The following is a 23,002-nucleotide window of genomic DNA, read 5'->3' as shown; positions in this document are numbered from 1 at the left end:
GAAGGCGGACGCATGCTCGTACTGTTAGGCGTCCTCGTGGTCGTGGTGGGCTTCGCGACCAAGCGCAATCCCCTGCTGGTCGTTGGCGTCGCGGGCGTCGCCACCGGCCTGCTCGGCGGCCTGTCGCCCCAGAAGGTGCTGGCCGCCTTCGGCACCGGCTTCGCCTCCAGCCGCGCGGTGACCATCTTCGCCATCACCCTGCCGGTCATCGGCCTCCTCGAGCGCTACGGGCTCCAGGAACAGGCCCGCCGCCTGATCACCCGCTTCGCCGGGCTCACCGCCGGCCGCTTCCTCGCCCTCTACCTACTGCTGCGGCAGATCACCGCGGCCCTCGGCCTCAACGGCGTCTTCGGGCACGCCCAGACCGTACGGCCGCTGGCGGCGCCGATGGCCGAGGGCGCCGCCGAACGGCGCCACGGGACGCTCACCGACAAGGCCCGGGAGAAGGTGCGCTCCTTCGCCGCCAGCGCCGACAACGTGGGCTTCTTCTTCGGCGAGGACGTCTTCCTGGCCGTCGGCTCGATCCTTCTGATCACCGGCTTCGTCAACACCACCTACCACACCCACCTCGAACCGCTGCGGCTCGCGCTGTGGGCCGTCCCCACCGCCCTGTGCGCGCTCGCGGTCCACGGCTGCCGGCTGCTGCGCCTGGACCGCACCCTGGAGCACGCGAAGCCGGACCTGGCGGGAGCGGCCAAGTGATCAAGGCGGAGTGGTTCTTCTGGCTCGTCGGCGGCCTCTTCCTGGCCATGGCCGCGCAGATGCTCGCCGACCGCACCAACCCCCGGCGCGTGGGCACCGCCGCCTTCTGGGGACTGCTGGGCGCCGGGTTCGTCTACAGCACCTGGGTCGTCGACAGGACGGCGCCCGCCGAACCGCTGGGCGCGGCGGTCCTGGTCATGGTCTGCCTCGCGGGCTTCGGGCTCACCGGCCGCGGCACGGCCCGTACCGCCACCCCCGAGCAGCGGGAGGCGAGCGCGCGGCGGCACGGCTCCCGGCTGTTCGTACCGGCGCTCACCATCCCCGTCGTCGCCCTGATCTGCGCGGTCGGGGTGAAGAAGCTCCACGTCGGCGGAGAGCCGGTGCTGCAGAAGGGCAGCGAGACCGTCCTGGGGCTCGGCATCGGATCCGTCGTCGCACTCGCCGTCGGCATGGTGATGCTGCGCGAGCGGCGCCCCTCGACGCCGCTGCACGCCGGGCGGTCGATGCTGGAGTCCATGGGGTGGGCCATGCTGCTGCCGCAGCTGCTCGCCACGCTCGGCGCCATCTTCTCCGTCGCCGGGGTGGGCGAGCAGGTCCGCCGGATCACCACGACGGTGCTCCCGGACGGGTCGGCCTTCCTCGGGGTCGTCGCCTACTGCTGCGGGATGTTCCTCTTCACCGTCGTCATGGGCAACGCCTTCGCCGCCTTCCCCGTGCTGACCGCCGCCGTCGGCTGGCCGGTGCTGGTCGAGCAGCACCACGGCAACGCCCCGGCCGTCCTCGCCGTCGGGATGCTCGCCGGCTTCTGCGGCACCCTGGTGACGCCCATGGCGGCCAACTACAACTTCGTGCCCGCCGCCCTGCTGGAGCTCAAGGACCCGTACGGGCCGATCAAGGCCCAGATGCCGACGGCCTTCATCCTGCTCGGCTGCAATATCGCCATCATGTCCGTTTTCGCCGTGTGAGGGGCGGCGGTCGCCGGGCGGGCCCCGCGGCCCGGCGAGCCCGTGCCGTTTCGTCCGTTGTCGGGGTGACCGCCTACTCTGTGCGACGTGACTTCTCCAGCCCCGGCGGCCGTTCCGCCCCAGCTCAACGGGCCCGCCGTGCGCCCAGCCCCGGGCCCGGCCGCCGACGAGGGCCTGGCCCGCAGGCTGCGCGCGCTGGCCTGCACCGCGCCCCTGCACGACCTCGACGTGCGCAAGGCCAACCTCGCGGGCGAGTACGGCGTCTACGCCATGGCGGAGGTGGCCCTGGCCGCCATCGACCTCGTCACGCTCAACATGGACTTCGACACCGGGGCCGACCACGAGCAGATAGTGGCCAGGCTCCAGCCGCGCGTCGCCGCCCAGGCGCCCGAGCGGCCCCACGGCGAGCACGAGCGCGTCGCCCGCTGGGTCCTGGAGAACCTCATCAACGTCGGCAGCGTCGACCGCGGCTTCCGCGCGGTCTACGGCACCTTCGGGGCCGACGGCGCGTACGTACGCCGCGACTACGACTTCAAGCTCATCGAGGAGGTCCCCGGCCCCGGCGGCACGGTCTTCCTGCGCACCACCGACGAGGCCGTCAACGTCCTGGTCGGCGCCCTCGACACGGACGTCACCAGCGCGCAGATCGCCGCCGAGGTCAAGCTCGAGGTCCTCATCAGCCGAGGCCGTCTCGCCGACGCCCAGCTCGCCGCCGAGCAGGCCCGCTACCGCACGGTGCAGTACGCCGAGACGCTCCGCAAGACCCTCGACGCCACGCGGCGCAACGTCCGCGCGGTGGACTGGCTCAGCGCCGTCCCCGACATGATCGCCGAGGCGCTCGAGCACGTCGCCGACCGCTACCGCCACGAGAACGCGATCCTCACCAACATCCGCAAGGCGCGCGACGAGGCCGAGGAGCCCGAGAACAAGCGCCGGGCCGCCGAGCTCGTCGACATCGTCAAGGACTGCATCCGCCGCCACACCCAGCTGCAGTCCCGGCTGCTGGAGGCCGGACCGCTCTTCCGCGCCGAGCAGGACCGGCAGGCCTTCGCCACCCCCGCCGCCCGGGCCGGCCTCGACCTGTACGGGCAGCTCCTGGCGCCGCTGCTGCCGCTGCCCCTCGAGCAGGCGGGCCGCGTCACGGACGCCTTCTTCGCACGCGGCACGGGCCTGCGCACGCCGGTCTCGGTGCGCGTGGGCGACCTCGTCGAGATGCTGCTGAGCCCGCCCGCCGAGCGCGAGCACCTCGGCGCGGAGATGCCCGAGCCGGACCTCGTCGAGACGCCCGACGACAGCCGCTTCAGCGAGGAGCAGCTGGCCGTCGCCATGGAGCTGCTGTCCCTGCCGCCGGACGCGCCCCGCCGCCTCTCCGGCCTCCTGGCCGACGCCCGCCGCCAGGACCCCGAACTGCCCTACCTCGTCGCCCTGCTGGCCGTCCACGCCGCGAGCCCCTCGGTCGGCACGGCCTACCGCCAGGGCGAGCAGTCCCTGCTGTTCGCGGTCGACGACGGCACCGTCCTCGACGACCCGGAGTTCGGCGGCGCCGACCTGATCGTCGGCACGGCCCTGCTGGACGCGGTGGGCATGGCGGCGGACCGTTCGGAGGCGACGTGAGCCCCGCCGGCGCGCGACCACCCCTGTCCGGCCGGGCGTGCCGAACGAACCTCACCCCATGGACCCCCAGCAGGAGCACCAACCGTGACTGAGTACGACGCCGACCTCCCGGCGCAGCCGGACGCCGTCGGCGAGGCGGAGGCCCCCGCGGCGAGCGGCACCGCACCGGTGACCCCGGCCGACGCGGCCGACGCCGCGCGTCTGATCGCCTTCGGGCTGCAGCCCAAGCTGCAGCCCGCCCGCGACGCCGAGTACGCCGAGCTGCTGCGCCGCCACCGCGACGACCCGGCGTTCGCCCGCCTGGCCGACGCCGTCGCCGCCGGGCTCGGCCTCATCGTCCTCGAGGTGTCCACCCGCGCCGGCATGGCCGTCACCGCCGCCGAGGACTCCGTCTTCGCCGTCCGCATGGGCGACTACGCCCGCCGCGCCACCGCCGACTCCGGCGACCGCTTCCTGCACGGCGTGGCCCACCTCGCCGTGGCCGCGATGGCCTTCCCGCGCCCGGAGGACCTCGCCGACGACGGCTACATCGGCCGCGTCACGGTCAACGGCGTCGACGCGTTCGTACGCCAGGCCTGCCGCCGCCTGGAGGAGCGGGCCGCCGCCCAGGGCGAGAACACCGACCCCATCACCGACGCCCCCGGTCTCGAGGCCGCCTGGCGGGTCTACGCCCGCCGCAGCGCCACCGGCGCCACCAAGGACGCCCGCCGCCTGGCCGGCTCGACCACCGGCATCATCGCCAAGGCCGTCGCCTTCCTCGTCGACTCCGGCTTCCTCCAGCGCACCGGGGACGACGCCGGCGGCACGTACCGCACCACCGCCCGCTACCAGCTCCAGGTCCGCGACATGGCCGGCACCGCCGCCATGACCGAGCTGCTGGAGCTGGGCATCGTGCCGGTGGCCGACGGCAGCGCCACGCTGCTGCCGCCGGACGACGCCGACGACCTCGACCTGGTCGCCGACGCCGGTCTGCCCTTCCACTCCGCCTGACGGCCCCGCCCCCTCCGCCCGACCCACCGCTACACGAGAGTCCGCCGCCATGTACGAGCTGTCCCGGGTCCGCCTCTACTCCATCGGGCCGGCCGGTGCGCGCTACGCCGACACCGTGCTGGACCTGCGCGGAGTGGGCGCGCCCGTGCCCTCCCCCGCGCCCACGCAGGCGGAGTTCTTCGAGGACGAGCCCGTCGGCCCGCCGCGCCGACCCGCGCCCGCGGGCGTGCTCTTCCTGGAGAACGGCGGCGGCAAGTCCGTACTGCTCAAGCTGATCTTCTCGGTGATGCTGCCGGGCCACCGCAACACCCTGGGCGGCGCCAGCTCCGGCGTGCTGCGCAAGTTCCTCCTCGCCGACGACTGCGGGCACGTCGCCCTGGAGTGGCAGCACGTCCTCACCGGCGAGTCCGTCGTGGTGGGCAAGGTCAGCGAGTGGCGCGGGCGCCAGGTCTCCAACGACCCGCGCAAGTTCGCCGAGGCCTGGTACTCCTTCCGCCCCGGCCCCGGGCTCAGCCTCGACTCGCTGCCGGTCGCCGAGTCCTCCGCGATGCGGCCCAGGGCGGACGGCGGCTCCGGAGCGCGCGGCCGCCGCCGCACCATGAAGGGCTTCCGCGACGCCCTCACCGAGGCCGGCAAGGCCTACCCCAACCTGGACGTGGTCTGGGAGGAGGTCCACGAGCGCTGGAACGAGCACCTCGGCGAGCTCGGCCTGGACCCCGAGCTCTTCCGCTACCAGCGCGAGATGAACGCCGACGAGGGCGAGGCCGCCGGCCTCTTCGCCGTCAAGAACGACTCCGACTTCACCGACCTGCTGCTGCGCGCGGTCACCGACACCCGTGACACCGACGGCCTCGCCGACCTCGTGCACGGCTTCGCCCACAAGCTGGGCCGACGGGCCGAGCTGACCGCCGAGCGGGACTTCACCGCCGGCTCCCTCGAGCTGCTCTCGCGCATCGCCGAGTCCGCCGACCGGCGCGAGCAGGCGCGCGGGGTGCACGCGGGCGCCGAGCGCCGCACCCGCGTCCTGGCCCGCCGGCTCTCCGCGCGCGGCGCCGAGGAGCGCGGCCGCGCCGCCGAGCTGGCCGGGCAGGTCGCCGCCGCCGCGCACGCCGTCACCGACGCCGACACAGAGCGCGACCGCACCTCCCTCGTGGCCGCCGAGATCGCCTACCGGCACGCCTCCCTCGCGCTCGCCGCCGCCGAGAAGGCCGCCGCCGCCCAGCGCCGCGAGCTCCTCGACGCCCGTACCCTGCACTCCGCCTGGCAGGCCGCCGAGACCGTGCTGCGCCACCGTGCCGCCGCCGACCGTTCCGCGCGCGTGGCCGCCGCCATCCACGAGGCCGAGCGCGACGCCGCCCCGGCGCTGGCCGCCCGCGCCCAGGCGGCCGCCGAGCTCGTCCGCGCCCTCAACGCCGCCGCCGAGAAGGGCGAGCAGCTCGCCAACGAGCAGGAGGAGCGCTCGGCGACGCTCCAGGAGACGAGCGAGGCCGCCCACCGCGACGCCACCGCCGCCGCCACCGAGGCCCAGCGCGCCCGCAGCGAGGCGGGCCACCTCCGCCAGCGCCTGACGGAGGTCGAGCAGGAGACCGCCGAGGCGGTCAGGGCCGGCTGGCTCGACGACACGGAGCCCGACGCCGACCCCGCGCGCGCCGCGCTCGCCGCCAGCGACGCCGAGAAGCCCGCCGTCGCCGCGTACGAGACGGCCCGCGAGGCCGCCCGGCAGGCCGCCGACCGCGCCAAGGAGGCCTCCGCCGCCGAGAGCCGCGCCGAGCTGTCCGCGGCCCGTGCCGCCGACGCCGCGAGCGCCGCGGAGACCGCGTACGACGCCGAGCGCCGCGCCGCCGAGTCGATCGGCTCCGACCGGCGCTTGGTGGAGCTGCTGGGTCTGCCGCAGCCGGTGGCCGCCGACCGGGTGCCGGGGCAGCGCGCCGCCGGTGACGCGGACGCGCCGGCCGGGGAGGCGTCCCTGACCGCCGAGGAGCTGGACCGCAACGCCGACGCGCTGCGGGAGCTGCTCGACGACAACGTCGCCGCCGCCGAGCGGCAGCTGTTCGAGCTGCGGACCGCGGCCGCCGACGACTCCCGCATCCTGGGCGCGCTGGGCGACGGCGGCCTGCTGCCGCCCAGCGCCGATGTGCTGGCCGCCGTCGAGTTCCTCGGCGAGCACGGCATCCCCGCCCTGCCCGGCTGGCGCTACCTCGCCCAGTCCGTCGACCCCGCCCGGCACGCCGCCGTCCTGGCCGCCCGTCCCGAGCTCGTCGACGGCGTCGTCATCACCGACGCCGGCTCCCACGCCCGCGCCCGTGAGGTGCTCGGCGCGGCCTCCCTGCTGCCGCGCTCCGCCGTGGCCGTCGGCACCGCCGCCGCGCTGCTCGCACCGGCCCCGGCCCGGGACGCGGGGGAGACGGGCGTCTTCCTGGTGCCGCCGAACCCCGCCATGCACGACGAGCGCGCCGCCGACGAGGAGCGGCACGCCCTGCGCGAGCGGGCCATGGCCCGCGACGAGGAGATCCGCGCGGTGGCGGCCCGGCTGGCCGGCGACCGTACGCTCGCCGCCCGCCTCGGGTCCTGGCGGGCCGGCTGCCCGGCCGGCCGCCTCGCCGAGCTGGCGGACGCGGCCGGACGGGCGCGTACGGCCGCCGACGCCGCACGGGAGGTCCTCGCCGAGGCCCGTACCGTCCGCGCCGAGGCGGAGGAGAGCGCCGCCGAGACGGCCCGGGTACGCGACGAGCGGCAGGAGACGGCCCAGCGCGCCCGCCGGGTCGCCGACGCCCTCGCCGGCCTCGCCTACCGGCTGCGCGAGCGCGCCAACTGGCAGAGCCGGGCGCGCGAACTCGCCGAGGAGGCCGCCGAGGCCGAGGAGCGCGCCGAGGCGTGCGTGGACCGTGCCCGCGCCGCGGACGAGGACCGCCGCGCCGCCCAGCGCGCCGCCGACGACGCGCGCCGCACGGCCCGCGCGCTGCGCGCCGAGCGCGCGGAGATCGCGGGCGCCCCCGACGAGATGGGCGACGGCGCACAGCCGCCCGCCATCTCCCTGCCCGCCCTGCGCGAGGCCTACCGCGCCGCCTCGCAGCTGTACGAGAAGGTCGGCGTCGGCGCCGACCTGCGCGCCGAGCAGGCCCGCGCCGAGAGCGACGAGAGCGCCGCCCGCGCCGAGCTCGACCGCCTGACCAACAAGGTGCGCACCCGCGCCGCCCAGCTCCTGGAGGGCACCGACGGCGCCGACGGGCCGTCCCGCCAGGCCGCGGCGGCCCGTGCCGAGTCGCTGGTGCAGATGCTGGAGACCCGCGCGTCCACCGCCAGCGAGCAGCTGGGCCGGCTGCGCGGCGAGGCCGAGCGGCTGGCCCCCGCCGACGGCGACGCCCACACCGAGCTTCCCGAGGAGCTCGTGCCCGCCGACGCCGAGCGGGCCAGGGAGCTGCTGCGCACCGCCACCGCCGAGCTCGCCGCCCGCACCGACGCGCTGCAGACCGCCCGTACCGTCCACGCCGACCTGCTGCGCGCCCACCGCTCGGCGGAGGACGCGGCCGGCGGCTTCGACGACACGGCGGCGCTGCTGCGCGACCTGCTGCGGGACAACTCCCCGGAGGAGGGCGCCGAGTCGCCCGAGCCGTACGCCGGATCCCTCGAGGAGGCCCGGCAGGCGGCGGCCGAGGCCCGGCGCTCGCTGCGCGGCTGCGCGGGCGACCTGTCGGCGGCCGAGGCCTCGGTCCGCGAGGCCGGCGACGTGCTCGTCCGCCACGCCAACTCCACCCGCTACGAGCAGGTGCGCACCCCGGCCCGCCAGCAGATCCGCGAGCTGCCCGCCGCGGCGCTGCCCGAACACGCCGCCGCCTGGGCGGAGGCCTTCGCACCCCGGCTGCGCGTGCTGACCGACGAGCTGGAGCAGCTGGAGCGCAACCGCGACAGCATCGTCGACCGGCTGCGCGGCCTGGTGGAGTCCTCGCTGACCACGCTGCGTTCGGCGCAGCGCCTGTCCCGGCTGCCCGAGGGGCTGGGGGAGTGGTCGGGCCAGGAGTTCCTGCGCATCCGCTTCGAGGACCCCGACCAGTCCACGCTCACCGAGCGCCTGGGCGAGGTCATCGACGAGGCGACCCGCTCGGCGGTGAAGAAGAACTCCGACCTGCGCCGCGACGGCATGTCGCTGCTGCTGCGCGGCGTGCAGGCGGCGCTGCTGCCGCGCGGCGTGGCCGTGGAGATCCTCAAGCCGGACGCGGTGCTGCGCGCCGAGCGCGTGCCGGTCCGGCAGATGGGCGACGTGTTCTCCGGCGGCCAGCTGCTGACCGCCGCCATCGCGCTGTACTGCACCATGGCGGCGCTGCGCAGCAACGACCGGGGCCGCGACAAGCAGCGGCACGCGGGCACGCTGTTCCTGGACAACCCCATCGGCCGGGCCAACGCCACCTATCTGCTGGAGCTTCAGCGGGCCGTCGCGGACGCGCTGGGCGTCCAGCTGCTCTACACCACCGGTCTCTTCGACACCACGGCCCTGGCGGAGTTCCCGCTGGTCATCCGGCTGCGCAATGACGCGGACCTGCGGGCGGGCCTGAAGTACATCAGCGTCGAGGAGCACCTGCGGCCGGGGCTTCCGCAGCAGCGGACCGGCGAGGACGGGGAGGCCGAGAAGGTGCACGGCGAGATCACGGCGACGCGGATGTTCCGCCGTCCCATGGAGGAGACGGCGCCGGCCGGGGCGGTGCCGGCCGGGCGGTAGCGGGCCGCGCGGGGCCCGCGCCTCCCCGGCGGACGATCCGTCAGGGGAGGCGCGGGCTTCGTGGCGGACGGACCGTCAGGGGAAGCGCGGGCTCCGTGTGCCGCGTACGGGCCGCGCGGTGCTGCTCGGCACGGACACCACGCCGTGCCGCTGGAGCCACACCTGACGCGTCACCCACACGTCGAGCACGGCCCAGGTCGCCGCCACCGTGCTGGCCACCGCGCACAGCACCGCCGGGAACGCGTACCAGGAGCCGGCGAGCGCGAACAGTATCGTCACCAGGGTCACCACGAGCGTCACCGCGATGATCAGGCCCGCGCGCACGGCCGAGGACCGCACGGGATCGGGCATCCGCGGTCTGCGGGCCGGCTCCTCGACCCACAGCGGCCGGCGCGCACCGTGCGACGGGACGTCGCGCGTGCGGTGATCGTGGTCCATCGGCGGCTCACCTCCCCCAGTGGCTGCCCCACCCGGGCGTTCCCCAAAAGCACCCGGAAACTATGAGCGAACGGCGGCGCCCGGAGGTTCCCGTGCCGGGACGAATTCCGGCGTGCGGGGGAATTCCGGCCAGACCACCGTCCGTCCGCCGCACTGGCCTTCGAGTCACGTACCCCGCAGTAGTAGGCTCACGCCGCATTACTGTCGGAACACCACCCCCGTGCGCCGGGGTTGACGTAGGGGAGGCCATGCGCTTTCGCGCGAAGTCGATCCGCCGGAAGATCGTGGCGCTGTTGCTGGTGCCCCTGGTGTCGCTCACCGGGCTGTGGGTCTTCGCCACGGTCATCACCGGCACCGAGGCCGCCCAGCTGCTCTCCGTCGCCGACGTGATGCGCAAGGTCGGCTATCCCGCCGAGGACATGGCCCGGGCCCTGCAGAAGGAGCGCCGCCAGACCCTCGTCCACCTCGCCGACCCCCGCCGCGCCGACGCCCTGGCCGAGCTGCGCTCCCTGCAGCGCGGCACCGACAGGACGGTCGCCTCCTTCCGCGCCGGCGTCGAGGGCGGCGTGCGCGACGACATGAGCGACGACTCGGCGAAGCGTTTCCGCGCCATCGAGAAGAGCCTCGACAGCATCGAGGGCCTGCGCCGCCGGGTCGAGGACGACACCATCACCCGCTACAGCGCCTTCCAGGCCTACAACGAGCTCATCGAGCCCTACTACGACTTCCTCGGCAGCCTCAGCGCCCTGCAGGACGCCGACATGGACAAGCAGGGCCGCGCCCTGGTCGGTCTGACCCGCGCCCGCGAGGCGGTCTCCCGCGAGGACGCCCTGCTCGCCTCCGCCCTCGCCGCCGGCAGCATGAGCCGCCAGGACCTGCGCGCCTTCTCCGACCGCGTCGCCGAGCGCCGCATCCTCTACAGCACCAACCTGGCGCTGCTGCCCGTCGCCGACCAGAAGACGTACGACGACTACTGGCGCGGCGGCGACGCCCAGACCTTGCGCGCGGCCGAGGACGCCGTGGTCCTCGCCGGCGCCTCGCGCGCGGTCCACATCATCGACGCCCAGCGCTGGCAGGCCGCCGTCACGCCCGTCCTCGAGGACCTCGGCCGGATGGGGACCGAGGCCAGCGACCGCTTCGGCGACCGCGTGGAGCCCGTCGCCATCGGCGTCCTGACCAAGGCCGCGGTGGCCGGCGTCCTCGGCCTTGCGGCCCTGGTCTGCTCGCTCGTCATCTCCCTGCGCGTCGGCCGCGGCCTGGTCCGGGACCTGCGCCGGCTGCGCAAGGAGGCCCACGAGGTCTCCGGGGTCCGGCTGCCCGCCGTGATGCGCCGCCTCGCCGCCGGCGAGCGGGTCGACGTGGAGACCGAGGCCCCCCGCCTGGCGTACGGCCCCGACGAGCTCGGCCAGGTCGGCCAGGCCCTCAACACCCTGCAGCGGGCCGCCGTGGAGGCCGCCGTCAAGCAGGCCGACATGCGCCGCGGCGTCTCCGCCGTCTTCGTCAACCTCGCCCGCCGCAGCCAGGTCCTGCTGCACCGTCAGCTGGCGCTGCTCGACGCCATGGAGCGCCGCACCGAGGACACCGACCACCTCGCCGACCTCTTCCGCCTCGACCACCTCACCACCCGCATGCGCCGCCACGCCGAGGGCCTGGTGATCCTCTCCGGCGCCACCCCCTCCCGGCAGTGGCGCAAGCCCGTGCGGCTCATGGACGTCGTCCGCGCCGCCGTCGGCGAGGTCGAGGCCTACGAGCGCATCGAGGTGCGCCGTCTGCCCCGGCTGGCCCTGAGCGGCCCGGCCGTCGCCGACCTCACCCACCTCCTGGCCGAACTCCTGGAGAACGCCACCGTCTTCTCCCCGCCGCACACCGCCGTCCAGGTGCACGGAGAGCGCGTCGCCAACGGCTTCACCCTCGAGATCCACGACCGCGGCCTGGGCATGAGCCCCGAGGCCCTCGGCGAGGCCAACCTCCGCCTCGCCGAGACGCCCGAGTTCGAGCTGTCCGACACCGACCGCCTGGGCCTGTTCGTGGTCAGCCGGCTCGCCCAGCGCCAGGGCGTGCGCGTCTCGCTGCAGACCTCCCCCTACGGCGGCACCACGGCCGTCGTGTTCCTCCCCGCCGCGCTGCTCACCCAGACCGAGCCCGCCCGTACGGCGGCGCTCGTCGACGAGGACACCGGTCCCCGCCCCGTCGCACGGCCGAGGGCCGGCGCCGAGCGCGCGGCGCCGGCCCTCCCCTACCGGGAGGAGCCCGGCCCGGTGAACGGAGCGGCCCTCGACGGCCTCTTCGACATGGACGCCACGCCCTCCCCGTACGAGGCCGGGCCGGGCGACGGCACGGACGGCTCCGGCGGCGGCACGGTCGGCGGCATCCTGCGCCGCCTGGCCCAGGAGCCCCCGTCCGGCGGCGAGCACCAGCAGGCGGACGACGGCCCCGCCCCGCTGCCGCGCCGCAGGCGCCGGCCGGCGGACGGCGCGGCACGGGAGGACACCCCGAGCGGCGGGCTGCCCCGCCGCGTACGCCAGGCCAGCCTCGCTCCCCAGCTGAGGGAACCCGCCGCCCGGTCCCGCCCCGTGCCCGACCCGGCGGCCCCGGAGGACGACCGCGACGCCGACGAGGTACGGGCCAGGATGACGGCCCTGCAGCGCGGTTGGCAGCGGGGCCGGGAGGACAATGGGGACACGAACCCGCCGAGCACACCAGCACCAGGAACGACAACTGAGGGGGACGGTCGATGACCGCACCGAAGGCCGCGATACGCAACGCTCCGTCAACAACCGGCCCGGACCGGCCGGCCACCGCCACAGGAGAGCTCAACTGGCTCCTCGACGACCTCGTCGAGCGGGTCGGCAGCATCCGCAAGGCGCTCGTCCTGTCCGGCGACGGCCTGGCCACCGGCACGTCGAAGGACCTCAGCCGTGAGGACGGCGAGCACCTGGCCGCCGTCGCCTCCGGCTTCCACAGCCTCGCCAAGGGCGTGGGCCGGCACTTCGACGCCGGCGACGTCCGCCAGACCGTGGTCGAACTCGACCAGGCGTTCCTCTTCGTCACCGCCGCCGGCGACGGCAGCTGTCTGGCCGTCCTCGCCGACGCCGACTCCGACATCGGGCTGGTCGCCTACGAGATGACGCTGCTCGTCAAGCGCGTGGGCGCGCACCTGGCCACCGCTCCGCGGGCCGGCGCCGCCGGCGAGTGACGGGCGGCATGACCGGAGACCATTGGTACGACGACGCGGCGGGCCCGGTGGTCCGCCCGTACACCATGACCCGGGGCCGCACCCGCGGCCCCGGGGAGGACCGGCTGGACCTCATCGCGCTCGTCGTGGCCGAGGACTTCCTCACCGACCACCCCGACGACGTGCACGCCGCCGCCGACCGGACCCTGTCGCCGGAACACCTCGACATCGCCGGCCTCGTCCGGCACGCCCCCCAGTCCGTGGCCGAACTCGCCACCGGGCTCGACCTCCCGGTCGGCGTGGTGCGCGTACTGGTGGGCGACCTCATCGACGGCGGGTACGTGCGCGTCGCGCGCCCCGTCCCGCCGGCCGAACTGCCCGACGAGGGCGTCCTGCGCGAGGTCATCGAGGCCCTGCGCGCACTGTGACCCACCCGGCCGGCCTCGGGGGCCGGCCGGGGGTTGTCCAGCGGCGGCCCTTACGGAACGATCACTACCGCGGGGGAGCGCGATGACGCACAGACCCTGAATCGGAGGAAGAACCCATGGTGTTCGGGCGCACTGACCGCCGCAAACAGAACGCGATCACTCCCGTGGCCCTCAAGCTCCTGGTCGCCGGCGGCTTCGGCGTGGGCAAGACCACCCTGGTCGGCGCCATCAGCGAGATCAAGCCGCTGCGCACCGAGGAACTGCTCACCGAGGCGAGCAGGCCGGTCGACGACACCTTCGGCGTCGAGGCCAAGCGCACCACCACCGTCGCCATGGACTTCGGCCGCATCACCCTCCGCGACGACCTGGTCCTCTACCTCTTCGGCACCCCCGGCCAGCACCGCTTCTGGTTCCTGTGGGACGAGCTGGCGCAGGGCGCGCTGGGCGCCGTCGTTCTCGCCGACACCCGGCGGCTGGAGGACTGCTTCGCCGCCGTCGACTACTTCGAGCGCCGCGGCATCGCCTTCACCCTCGCCGTCAACTGCTTCGACGGCGCCGAGCGCCACACCGAGCAGGCCGTGCGCGAGGCGCTCGACCTCGACCCGCACGTGCCGGTCATGATGTGCGACGCCCGCGAGCGCGAGTCGGTGAAGGAGGTCCTCGTCTCCGTCGTCGAGCACGCGCTGGCCGGCGGGGTGGCCCGCAGCCCCGCCGCGGTGTGAGGGCGCTCAGCGGACGGGGAAGTCGAAATAGGTGCCGGGATACGGCTCCCCGCGCAGGGTGTAGTGCCACCACTCCTCCGCGAGGTTGTTGAACCCGGCGTTCTCCATCGTGGACTTCAGCAGCATGCGGTTCGCCCGTCGCTGCCCCGTCACGCGTGGGTCGAGGGTGTGGGAGAGGGTGTCGAAGCAGTCGAAACCGGTGCCCATGTCGACGGAGTTGTCCGGGAAGCGCACCGCCTTCGGCGCGAAGCACGGCACCAGCGGCTCACCGGGCACGTACGGCCGTGTGGGCCGGGCGGGCAGCCGCACGATCGTCAGGTCCATCGTGCTGCCCCGGCTGTGCCCCGACTTCTCCGCGATGTAGCCGTCCTCGAACAGCCGCGACTTCTCCACGCGCGGATAGAACTCCGTCTTCATCCGCTCGTCCTCGAGGTCCTTGGCCCACGCCACGAAGTCGTTCACCGCGCGCTGCGGGCGGTAGCAGTCGTAGACCTTGAGCGTGTAGCCCTCGCGCAGCAGCACCCGCTGCGCCCGGTGCAGCGCCTCGGCGGCCGGGCGGGTGAGCAGGCAGCGGGGGCGCAGGTAGCCCTCGACACGGTGGCCGGTGAAGTTGTGGACGGTGGCGTAGCGCATCTCCTGGAGGATCGTCGGGTCCACGTCCGCGAGGGCCACGAAGCCCGGCGGCGGGGCGGGGGCCCGCTCCCGCGCACCGGCGGCGGGAGCGGACGTCACGGTGGCCAGAAGAGCCGCCAGCGACAGGGTCATGACACGCCATACGGCGGAAGGACTCGGCATGACCCTCCACTTACCAGCCGCACCGCCCCGCACGGAAGAGGGCCGCCCCCGCCTCAGCCCCGGCTCAGCCGCGCATCCGCACCCGGTACGCCACCTCCGGCACCCCCTCCTGCTCCACCGTCACCACCCCGCCCCGCGCCCGCGTGGTGAAGCGCACCACCTCCGGCCGCTCCCACCCCGCCCCCGCGTCCGTGATCAGCACCCCGCCGCCCGTACGCCCCGCGGCCGGCGCCCACACGTCCAGCTCCACCCGCCCGTCCGCGCCCGCCACCGGCACCACCGAACCCGCCCGCGCCAGCACCGGGATGCGCGACGGCGGCGCGTCCAGCAGCACCTGGCCCGGCCCCTCGTGCGCCCGGCCCGTCGCCGTGTCGTACCACCGCCCGCGCGGCAGCCGCACCGCCCGCCGGTCCGCCCCCGCCTCCAGCACCGGAGCCACCAGCAGCGCGTCACCCAGCAGGAACTCGTCCTCGCAGTCCCGCAGCGCCCGGTCCTCCGGCGACCGCCACCACACCGGCCGCACATACGGCGCCCCCGTGCGCTGCGCCAGATGCGCCAGCGTCACGAAGTACGGCAGCAGCCGCGTCCGCTCCCGCATCGCCGCGCCCGCGTGCTCCAGCACCTCCGCGCCGAACTCCCACGGCTCCCGCCGCCCCGCCGTCATCGCCGCGTGGGTACGGAACAACGGCAGGTACGCCCCCAGCTGGAACCACCGCAGGAACAGCTCGGGAGAGGGAAACCCGGTGAACCCCCCGATGTCCGGCCCCGAATACGGCACTCCGCACAGCCCCAGCCCCAGCACCAGCGCCAGCGAGGCCCGCAGCCCCGGCCATCCCGTCGCCACGTCGCCCGACCATGTGCCGCCGTACCGCTGCATGCCCGCCCAGCCCGAGCGCGAGAAGAGGAAGGGCCGCTCGTCCGGCCGCAGCGCTCGCAGCCCCTCGTAGCCGGCCCGCGCCATCGTCAGCCCGTAGACGTTGTGCGCCTCACGGTGGTCGCCGCCCCGCCCCTCCAGCGCGTGCCGGGACGACCGCGGCAGCGTCGGATCGCCGAACGCGGCGAAGGACACCGGCTCGTTCATGTCGTGCCAGAACCCGGCGAAGCCCTGCGCCAGCCGCTCCTCGTACAGCCCGCCCCACCAGCGGCGCACGCCGGGATCGGTGAAGTCGGGGAACACCGCCTCGCCCGGCCAGACCTCGCCGCGCACCAGGCGCCCCCGCGCGTCCTTCACGAACGCGCCCTCCGCCACCCCCTCGTCGTACACCGCCAGCCCCGGCTCCACCTTGATCGCCGGATCCACGATCGACACCAGCCGCACCCCCCGCTCCCGCAGGTCGGCCGCCATCCCCGGCAGATCGGGAAACCGCTCCCGGTCCACGGTGAACACCCGGTGCCCCCGGTAGTGATCGATGTCCAGGTGCAGCGCCGACAGCGGAAGCCCGCGCTCCAGATAGCCCTCCGCCACCCGCCGCACCTCCCGTTCGCTGCCGAAGCCCCAGCGGGCGTGCTGATACCCCAGCGCCCACGACGGCGGCAGCGCGGCCGCGCCCGTCAGCGCCGCCCAGCCGTGCAGCACCCGCGCCGGCGTACCCACCAGCACCCAGTAGCGCAGCGGCCCCCCGTCCATCCGGATCTCGCAGCGCCCCGGCCGGTCGTGCCCGGACCCCGCGCCCTCCTCGCCCTCCCACAGCGTCACGCGCCCGTCCCAGGTGTTGTCGTGGAACACCAGGTGCGTCCCCGCGTCCGCCACCACCAGCTGCACCGGCATCGTGATGTACAGCGGATCCTCCCCGGGCTCGAAGGCCCCCGGGTCGGTGTTCCACAGCCGGTACGAGCCGTCCCGCAGCCGCGGCCCCGCCGACCGGCCGCCCAGACCGAAGAACCGCCCGTCCGCCGGCACCTGCGACCGCTGCGTCCACCGCGCCCCGCCCGGATCCCGCGCCTCCGGCTCCCACCAGCGCGGCGGCAGATCACGGCGCAGCAGCAGCCCGCCCGGCGTGCGCACCTCCACCGCGCCGTGCCGCGACACCACCACCAGCACCCGCTCGGACACCACCCGCCAGCCACCGTCGGTGTCCGGCTCCAGCACCGCCCGGTCGTCGGCCTGCGGAAGGCGCCCCTCCAGCGCGTACGACGGCTCCGGCGCCGCGTCGTCCCAGCCGCAGAACACCGCGCCGCCCGCCGCCACCCGCACCCGCAGCGACGACCGCGCGAACCGCACCACCCCGCCGCCCGGCTCCGCGTCCGCCCCCACCACCGCACCCGGCACCCGCGCCCGCCCCGCCCCCGGCCGGGGCAGCCCCACCGCGTCCACGCGCTGCCTGCGCCACGCCGACCGCACGGACCGCAGCCCCTGAGCGCTCCCCACCACCCGCAACGCGGCCATCCACTTCTCCGACCGCACAAGGTCACCAGCGTCCATGCCGCTCACCCTGCCACCGGCCCCGACCGGCGCGCCCCCCGTTCATCCGCCGTTCACCCCCTCAGGGCCGCCCCCACCGACGTGATCTGCGGCGCCAACCCTGGTGCACGAGTCGATCACGTGGCATCGTCCTGGTCAGTCACGCCCGCGCGCACACCCCGCCGTGCGCGCGGCGCCGCCCACGACGCGCAGAAGCCCGGGAGCAGCCATGACCACCGCACCGCAGCCCGCCGACCGGCCGGAGCCCCTGTGGACCCCCGGCGCGGACCGCATCGACCGCGCGCAGGTCACCCGCTTCCACGCCTGGGCGGCGGACCGGCACGGCGCGCCCGCCCCCGTCCCCGGCGACCCCACGGCGAGCTACCGCGCACTGCACCGCTGGTCGGTGGAGGAGCTCGAGCGCTTCTGGCAGGCCGTCACCGAATGGTGCGACGTCCGCTTCGCCACCCCCTACGAGCGGGTGCTCGGCGACCGCGACATGCCCGGCGCCCAGTGGTTCCCCGGCGCCACCCTCAACTACGCCGAGCACGCCCTGCGCGCCTCCCAGGACCCCGCCCGGGCCGGCGAGGCGGCCCTGCTCCACGTCGACGAGACCCACGAGCCGCGCCCCGTCACCTGGAGCGAGCTCCGCCGCCAGGTCGGCTCGCTGACCGCCGAACTGCGCCGCCTCGGCGTACGCCCCGGCGACCGCGTCAGCGGCTACCTGCCCAACATCCCGCAGGCCGTCGTCGCCCTCCTCGCCACCGCCGCCGTCGGCGCCGTGTGGACCTCCTGCGCCCCCGACTTCGGCGCCCGCAGCGTCCTGGACCGCTTCCAGCAGGTCGAGCCCGTCGTCCTGTTCACCGTCGACGGCTACCACTATGGCGGCAAGCGCCACGAACGCGCCGACGTCGTCGCCGAGCTGCGCGCCGAACTGCCCACCCTGCGCGCGGTCGTCCACATCCCGCTGCTCGGCACCCCCGCCCCCGAGGGCACGCTGGAATGGGACGCCCTGACCGCCTCGGACACCGAACCGGTCTTCGAGCAGGTCCCCTTCGACCACCCCCTGTGGGTGCTCTACTCCTCCGGCACCACCGGCCTGCCCAAGGCCATCGTCCAGTCCCAGGGCGGCATCCTCCTCGAACACCTCAAGCAGCTCGCCCTGCACTGCGACCTCGGCCCCGGCGACCGCTTCTTCTGGTACACCTCCACCGGCTGGATGATGTGGAACTTCCTCGTCTCCGGCCTCCTGGTCGGCTCCACCGTCGTCCTCTACGACGGCAGCCCCGGCCACCCCGACACCGCCGCCCAGTGGCGCATCGCCGAACGCACCGGGGCCACCCTCTTCGGCACCTCCGCCGCCTACGTCATGGCCTGCCGCAAGGCCGGCGTCCACCCCGCCCGCGACTTCGACCTCTCCACCGTCCGCTGCGTCGCCACCACCGGCTCCCCGCTGCCGCCCGACGGCTTCCGCTGGATCCACGACGCCTTCCACGAGGACGGCGAGGACGGCCGCGACATGTGGATCGCCTCCGTCAGCGGCGGCACCGACGTCTGCAGCTGCTTCGCGGGCGCCGTCCCCACCCTCCCCGTGTACATCGGCGAGCTCCAGGCCCCCTGCCTGGGCACCGATCTGCAGGCCTGGGACGCGCAAGGCAAGCCCGTCACCGACGAGGTCGGCGAGCTCGTCGTCACCAACCCCATGCCCTCGATGCCGGTCCGCTTCTGGAACGACCCCGACGGCAGCCGCTACCGCGAGAGCTACTTCGAGATGTTCCCCGGCGTCTGGCGGCACGGCGACTGGATCACCCTCACCTCACGCGGCACCGTCGTCATCCACGGCCGCTCCGACTCCACCCTCAACCGCCAGGGCGTCCGCATGGGCTCCGCCGACATCTACGAGGCCGTCGAACGCCTCCCCGAGATCCGCGAATCCCTCGTCATCGGAGTCGAACAGCCCGACGGCGGCTACTGGATGCCGCTCTTCGTCCACCTCGCACCCGGCGCCACCCTCGACGACGCGCTCCTCGACCGCATCAAGCACACCATCCGCGAGCAGCTCTCCCCACGCCACGTCCCCGACGAGGTCATCGAGGTCCGCGGCATCCCCCACACCCTCACCGGCAAGCGCATCGAGGTCCCCGTCAAGCGCCTCCTCCAGGGCACCCCCCTGGAAAAGGCCGTCAACCCCGGGTCCGTCGACGACGTCACCCTCCTCGACTTCTACGAGCGGCTCGCACGCGAACGCCGCTGACCTGCACCGACGCGCCGCCGACCGGCCGTTGTCAGTACCCACCGCTACGGTGAGTGAGCATCGATCACGCGCCGAGGGCAAGGGGGAGCTCATGCCGCACACCGACAACGGCCGGAACCGGAAGCGACCGGACGCACGCCGGCGACCGAACGCACGCCGCACGCTGCGCAGCGAAACACCCAGCACCGTGGCCGTCCTCGCCGACGAGAAGGACTTCGCCGCCATGCGGCGCTACGCCTCCTTCCTCTTCGACGACCACGCGACCTACCTGCGGCACGTGGAGGGCCTGCTGCGCTCCCTGGCCGCCCAGGGCACGTACACCAGCGTCGCCCTCTTCGACCCCGACGACTACGAGCGCTACTGCACGGGCCGCCATCTGAACCCCGACACGGCCCTCAGCCGCACCCGCTACACCGCCGACGTCGCCGCGGCCGGCACCAGACTCCCCTACGAAGGCCAGCCCCTGGCCCGCCTGCTGCCCCGCCTCGTCGACGAGGCCGAACAACAGGCGACCTGGGAGTACGCCTCCGCCCTCCTCTCCGCCGGCGGCGACTGCGTCACCTGCGGCGAGGACATCGGCCGGGCCGCCTTCGCCCGGGCCTCCAGGGCCCTGCGCCTCATCCTCGAGGCCGTGGGGGAGGGGGCGCACCACCTCGTCTGCAGCGTCCCCGCCGACGAGGAGACGCCGCTGATCGCCGTGCTCCACACCGAGTGCCGCGACGGCGCCCTCCACCTGGGCGAGGCCGCGGCCCTGGTGTTCTGCACGGTGCTCGCGGCCGGCCTCGCCACCGACCGGCCCGGCGGCATCGTCCTGCGCTCCAGCCTCCCCGACCGGCCCGACACGGTCCGCGGCTGGGGCCTCAGGGGCGGCGGACTGCGGCCCCTCACCGAGGCCGAGGTCTTCGCCGCCTACTGCACCGACGCCGAGACCGGCGAACCCGTGCCACCCGAGCACGGCGTCGAGTACCGCGCCGGCATCCCGCTCGACCTGGACGGAGACGTGTAAAGGGAGGAGTGGGGCCGGGGAGGAAAAAGAGGAAGGGGCGCCCCCACCGCTGTGGGCGGGGGCACCCCTCACATCACGCGGACCGCACGCGCGGCCTCACGCGCCGGTCATACGGCCCGGATCACTCGCCGGACAGCACGGCCTGAGCGGCCAGACGGGCCTCCTCGGCCGTGTCCGTGGCACGCGCGGCAGCAGCGGCGCGCTCGCACTGGGCGAGCGTGTGCTTGGCCAGCGTGGCACGGACATAGGGGATCGAGGCGGCACCCATGGACAGGCTCGTCACGCCCAGACCCGTCAGCACACAGGCCAGCAGCGGGTCGGAAGCGGCCTCACCGCACACGCCGCAGCTCTTGCCCTCGGCCTTGGCGGCCTCGGCCGACATGGCGATCAGGTCGAGCAGCGCCGGCTGCCACGGGTCCTGCAGACGCGAGACCGCGCCCACCTGACGGTCCGCGGCGAACGTGTACTGCGCGAGGTCGTTCGTGCCCAGCGAGAGGAACTCGACCTCCTGCAGGATCGAACGGGCCCGCAGCGCGGCGGAGGGGATCTCCACCATCGCCCCGAACTTCGCCCGCAGCCCCGCCTCGCGGCAGGCGTCGGCGAAGGCCTTGGCGTCCGTACGGTCCGCCACCATCGGGGCCATGACCTCGAGGTAGACCGGCAGCCCCTCGGCCGCCTTCGCCAGCGCCGTCAGCTGCGTCCGCAGCACCTGCGGGTGGTCCAGCAGCGTCCGAAGACCCCGCACACCCAGGGCCGGGTTCGGCTCGTCGGCCGGCGTCAGGAAGTCCAGCGGCTTGTCCGCGCCCGCGTCCAGCACCCGCACGACCACCCGGCCCTCGGGGAACGCCTCGAGCACCTTGCGGTACGCCTCGATCTGCTTGGCCTCCGACGGCGCCTTCGCGCTGTCGTCCAGGAAGAGGAACTCGGTACGGAACAGGCCCACGCCCTCCGCACCCGCCTCGACCGCGGCCGGCACGTCCGCCGGACCGCCGACGTTCGCCAGCAGCGGCACCTTGTGCCCGTCGGACGTCGCGCCCGGACCGGACGACGCGGCCAGGGCCGCCTTGCGCTCCTCGGCCGCCTTCGTCAGCTCGGCACGCTTCTCCTCGCTCGGATCGACGAAGATGTCACCCGTGCTGCCGTCCACGGCCACCACCGTGCCCTCGGCAAGCTCCCCGGCACCCGGCAGCGCCACGACCGCCGGCACCCCGAGCGCACGCGCCAGGATGGCGGAGTGACTGGTCGGCCCGCCCTCCTCGGTCACGAAGCCCAGCACCAGCGTCGGGTCCAGCAGCGCGGTGTCGGCCGGCGCCAGGTCCCGCGCGATCAGCACGTACGGCTCGTCGCTGTCCGGCACACCCGGCATCGGCACGCCCAGCAGGCGCGCGACGATGCGGTTGCGCACGTCGTCCAGGTCGGCCACGCGGCCGGCCAGGTACTCGCCCGCGTTGGCGAGCAGCGCGCGGTAGGCGGCGAAGGCGTCGTACACCGCGCGCTCGGCGGTGCTGCCGACGGTGATGCGCCGTTCGACGTCGGCCATCAGCTCGGGGTCCTGGGCCATCATGGCCTGGGCCTCGAGCACGTGCTGGGCCTCGCCGCCGGCGAGGTTGCCGCGCGCGATCAGATCGGCGGCGACGGCCTCGACGGCCTGACGCGCCCGCCCCTGCTCACGCGGCGCCTCGTCCGTCGGAATCTGCTTGGCCGGCGGCTCCAGAACCGCCGTGCCCATGTGCCGCACCTCGCCGATCGCCACACCGTGGCTCACGCCGACGCCTCGCAGCGTTGTCTCCATTTCACCCGTCTCCGGTTGGATGCGGCGGACCGTGCCGCCGCCGTGGATGTCGTACGTGCCGTCGGCCGTCGGTGATGTCGTCACCAGAGACGTCGACGGCGTGGGGTCACTGCAGGTGAAACGTCACTGCCAGGTGAAGAGGGTGTCGCCGGCCTTCAGGTCGCCGTCCTCGCGGACGTCGGCCAGGGCGTCGGGCGTGGCCTCGAGCGCGACGATCGGGCAGACCGGGGACTTGCCGGCCTCCTCGACGGCGACCGGGTTCCAGCGCACGATGTCCTGGCCACGGGTCACGGTGTCGCCCTTGTTGACGAGCAGCTCGAAGCCCTCGCCGTTGAGCTGCACGGTGTCGATACCGAGGTGGGTGAGCACGCCGTGCCCGTCCGCGTCGACGACGACGAACGCGTGCGGGTGCAGCGAGACGATGACGCCGTCGACCGGGGAGACCGCGGTGGCGGGCTCACGCACGGGGTCGATAGCGGTACCGGGTCCCACCATCGCGCCGGAGAAGACCGGGTCGGGCACTGCCGCGAGTCCGATGGCGCGTCCGGCGATCGGGGACGTCACGGTGGTCATGGGAAGCCTCCCAGAGGTGGAGATTCATCACGCGCCGTCACTACCTGTCCTGGACGGCGCACTGGTCGGAAGCCTAAGTCATAGGAACTGAGGATTCCGCACGAGCGTGCGCGCGGGAGCTCATGTGCGCTGAGTAATCGATTTGCCTCGCCTCTGGGAGGCATGTACTGTCAGATCCCTGCCCACGACCGAGGCCCGCAGTCACCTGCTGGCAAGGCGAGGGCGGCCTCCATTCGGATGAGATCCTTTCCTGGATCCGCTGGTGTTTTCTGCATGCCTCTGTGCATGAAGAGAAACGGGCGGTGAAGGGGCCGGAAAAGTCCTGATAGAGTGGTGGAACACCGAAGGGAAGCGCCCGGAGGAAAGCCCGAGAGGGTGAGTACAAAGGAAGCGTCCGTTCCTTGAGAACTCAACAGCGTGCCAAAAGTCAACG

General features: G+C 74.5%; 15 protein-coding genes and 1 pseudogene. 11 read left to right on the top strand and 5 right to left on the bottom strand.

Annotated elements, in window-relative coordinates; genetic code table 11:
• Positions 1-12: 12 nt before the first annotated feature.
• From AB4K12_RS23595 to AB4K12_RS23575, 5 genes are all read left to right on the top strand, one after another.
• Positions 13-702: a DUF969 domain-containing protein gene (locus tag AB4K12_RS23595; RefSeq protein WP_368436103.1), complete on the top strand. Its 690-nt coding sequence runs from the start codon at positions 13-15 to the stop codon at positions 700-702.
• Entirely contained in the window at positions 699-1,667 is a 969-nt protein-coding gene (locus tag AB4K12_RS23590; protein WP_362259752.1) for a DUF979 domain-containing protein, read from the top strand. The genes AB4K12_RS23595 and AB4K12_RS23590 overlap by 4 nt, the downstream gene beginning before the upstream one ends.
• 87 nt (positions 1,668-1,754) lie before the next feature.
• Positions 1,755-3,281 (top strand): hypothetical protein, encoded by a 1,527-nt coding sequence (locus AB4K12_RS23585; RefSeq protein WP_368436102.1) that lies wholly within the window; start codon positions 1,755-1,757, stop codon positions 3,279-3,281.
• A gap of 168 nt (positions 3,282-3,449) precedes the next feature.
• Positions 3,450-4,271: a hypothetical protein gene (locus tag AB4K12_RS23580; RefSeq protein WP_368436505.1), complete on the top strand. Its 822-nt coding sequence runs from the start codon at positions 3,450-3,452 to the stop codon at positions 4,269-4,271.
• A gap of 49 nt (positions 4,272-4,320) precedes the next feature.
• The gene (locus AB4K12_RS23575) at positions 4,321-8,985 is read left to right on the top strand and encodes a hypothetical protein (RefSeq protein WP_368436101.1); all 4,665 of its coding nucleotides are present in this window, start codon (positions 4,321-4,323) and stop codon (positions 8,983-8,985) included.
• Between the two features lie 102 nt (positions 8,986-9,087).
• Here the strand turns inward: AB4K12_RS23575 and AB4K12_RS23570 are convergent.
• Positions 9,088-9,423 (bottom strand): annotated as a pseudogene (locus AB4K12_RS23570) (hypothetical protein); the annotation flags it as partial.
• A 248-nt stretch (positions 9,424-9,671) separates the two neighbouring features.
• On the opposite strand from AB4K12_RS23570, the gene AB4K12_RS23565 reads away from it, so the two are divergent.
• From AB4K12_RS23565 to AB4K12_RS23550, 4 genes are all read left to right on the top strand, one after another.
• A complete protein-coding gene (locus AB4K12_RS23565) occupies positions 9,672-12,161 on the top strand; it encodes a nitrate- and nitrite sensing domain-containing protein (RefSeq protein WP_368436100.1) in 2,490 nt (829 codons plus the stop codon).
• A complete protein-coding gene (locus AB4K12_RS23560; RefSeq protein WP_086574115.1) occupies positions 12,158-12,619 on the top strand; it encodes a roadblock/LC7 domain-containing protein in 462 nt (153 codons plus the stop codon). Before AB4K12_RS23565 ends, AB4K12_RS23560 begins: the two co-directional genes overlap by 4 nt.
• An 8-nt stretch (positions 12,620-12,627) precedes the next feature.
• Positions 12,628-13,026: a DUF742 domain-containing protein gene (locus tag AB4K12_RS23555; RefSeq protein WP_086574113.1), complete on the top strand. Its 399-nt coding sequence runs from the start codon at positions 12,628-12,630 to the stop codon at positions 13,024-13,026.
• Positions 13,027-13,142: 116 nt separating this feature from the next.
• Positions 13,143-13,748, top strand: coding sequence for an ATP/GTP-binding protein (locus AB4K12_RS23550; protein WP_368436099.1), 606 nt, complete (start codon positions 13,143-13,145; stop codon positions 13,746-13,748).
• A gap of 6 nt (positions 13,749-13,754) precedes the next feature.
• On the opposite strand, the gene AB4K12_RS23545 is transcribed toward AB4K12_RS23550, so the two are convergent.
• Together AB4K12_RS23545 and AB4K12_RS23540 are read right to left on the bottom strand one after the other, a co-directional pair.
• Complete coding sequence (locus tag AB4K12_RS23545) at positions 13,755-14,543, bottom strand: M15 family metallopeptidase (protein WP_368436098.1); 789 nt, start codon at positions 14,541-14,543, stop codon at positions 13,755-13,757.
• A 64-nt stretch (positions 14,544-14,607) separates the two neighbouring features.
• The gene (locus AB4K12_RS23540) at positions 14,608-16,965 is read right to left on the bottom strand and encodes a glycoside hydrolase family 31 protein (protein WP_368436097.1); all 2,358 of its coding nucleotides are present in this window, start codon (positions 16,963-16,965) and stop codon (positions 14,608-14,610) included.
• A gap of 208 nt (positions 16,966-17,173) precedes the next feature.
• Here AB4K12_RS23540 and AB4K12_RS23535 point away from each other — a divergent pair, with 208 nt between their 5' ends.
• Together AB4K12_RS23535 and AB4K12_RS23530 are read left to right on the top strand one after the other, a co-directional pair.
• Entirely contained in the window at positions 17,174-19,198 is a 2,025-nt protein-coding gene (locus tag AB4K12_RS23535) for an acetoacetate--CoA ligase (protein ID WP_368436096.1), read from the top strand.
• 91 nt (positions 19,199-19,289) lie between these two features.
• On the top strand, positions 19,290-20,204 hold the full coding sequence (locus AB4K12_RS23530) for a hypothetical protein (protein ID WP_368436095.1): 915 nt from the start codon (positions 19,290-19,292) through the stop codon (positions 20,202-20,204).
• Between the two features lie 121 nt (positions 20,205-20,325).
• Here AB4K12_RS23530 and ptsP read toward each other — a convergent pair whose 3' ends face one another.
• Together ptsP and AB4K12_RS23520 are read right to left on the bottom strand one after the other, a co-directional pair.
• On the bottom strand, positions 20,326-21,996 hold the full coding sequence (gene ptsP / locus AB4K12_RS23525; protein WP_368436503.1) for a phosphoenolpyruvate--protein phosphotransferase: 1,671 nt from the start codon (positions 21,994-21,996) through the stop codon (positions 20,326-20,328).
• Between the two features lie 123 nt (positions 21,997-22,119).
• Positions 22,120-22,569 carry a PTS glucose transporter subunit IIA gene (locus tag AB4K12_RS23520; protein WP_086574210.1) on the bottom strand — a complete coding sequence of 150 codons (450 nt, stop codon included), beginning with the start codon at positions 22,567-22,569 and terminating at the stop codon, positions 22,120-22,122.
• Positions 22,570-23,002: the final 433 nt, after the last annotated feature.

It is taken from the genome of Streptomyces sp. C36, assembly GCF_040932295.1.
In the GTDB taxonomy this organism is placed as follows: domain Bacteria; phylum Actinomycetota; class Actinomycetes; order Streptomycetales; family Streptomycetaceae; genus Streptomyces; species Streptomyces triculaminicus.
Note: the sequence above shows the minus strand (reverse complement) of the source record. Positions and strands in the feature narration are given on the sequence as shown.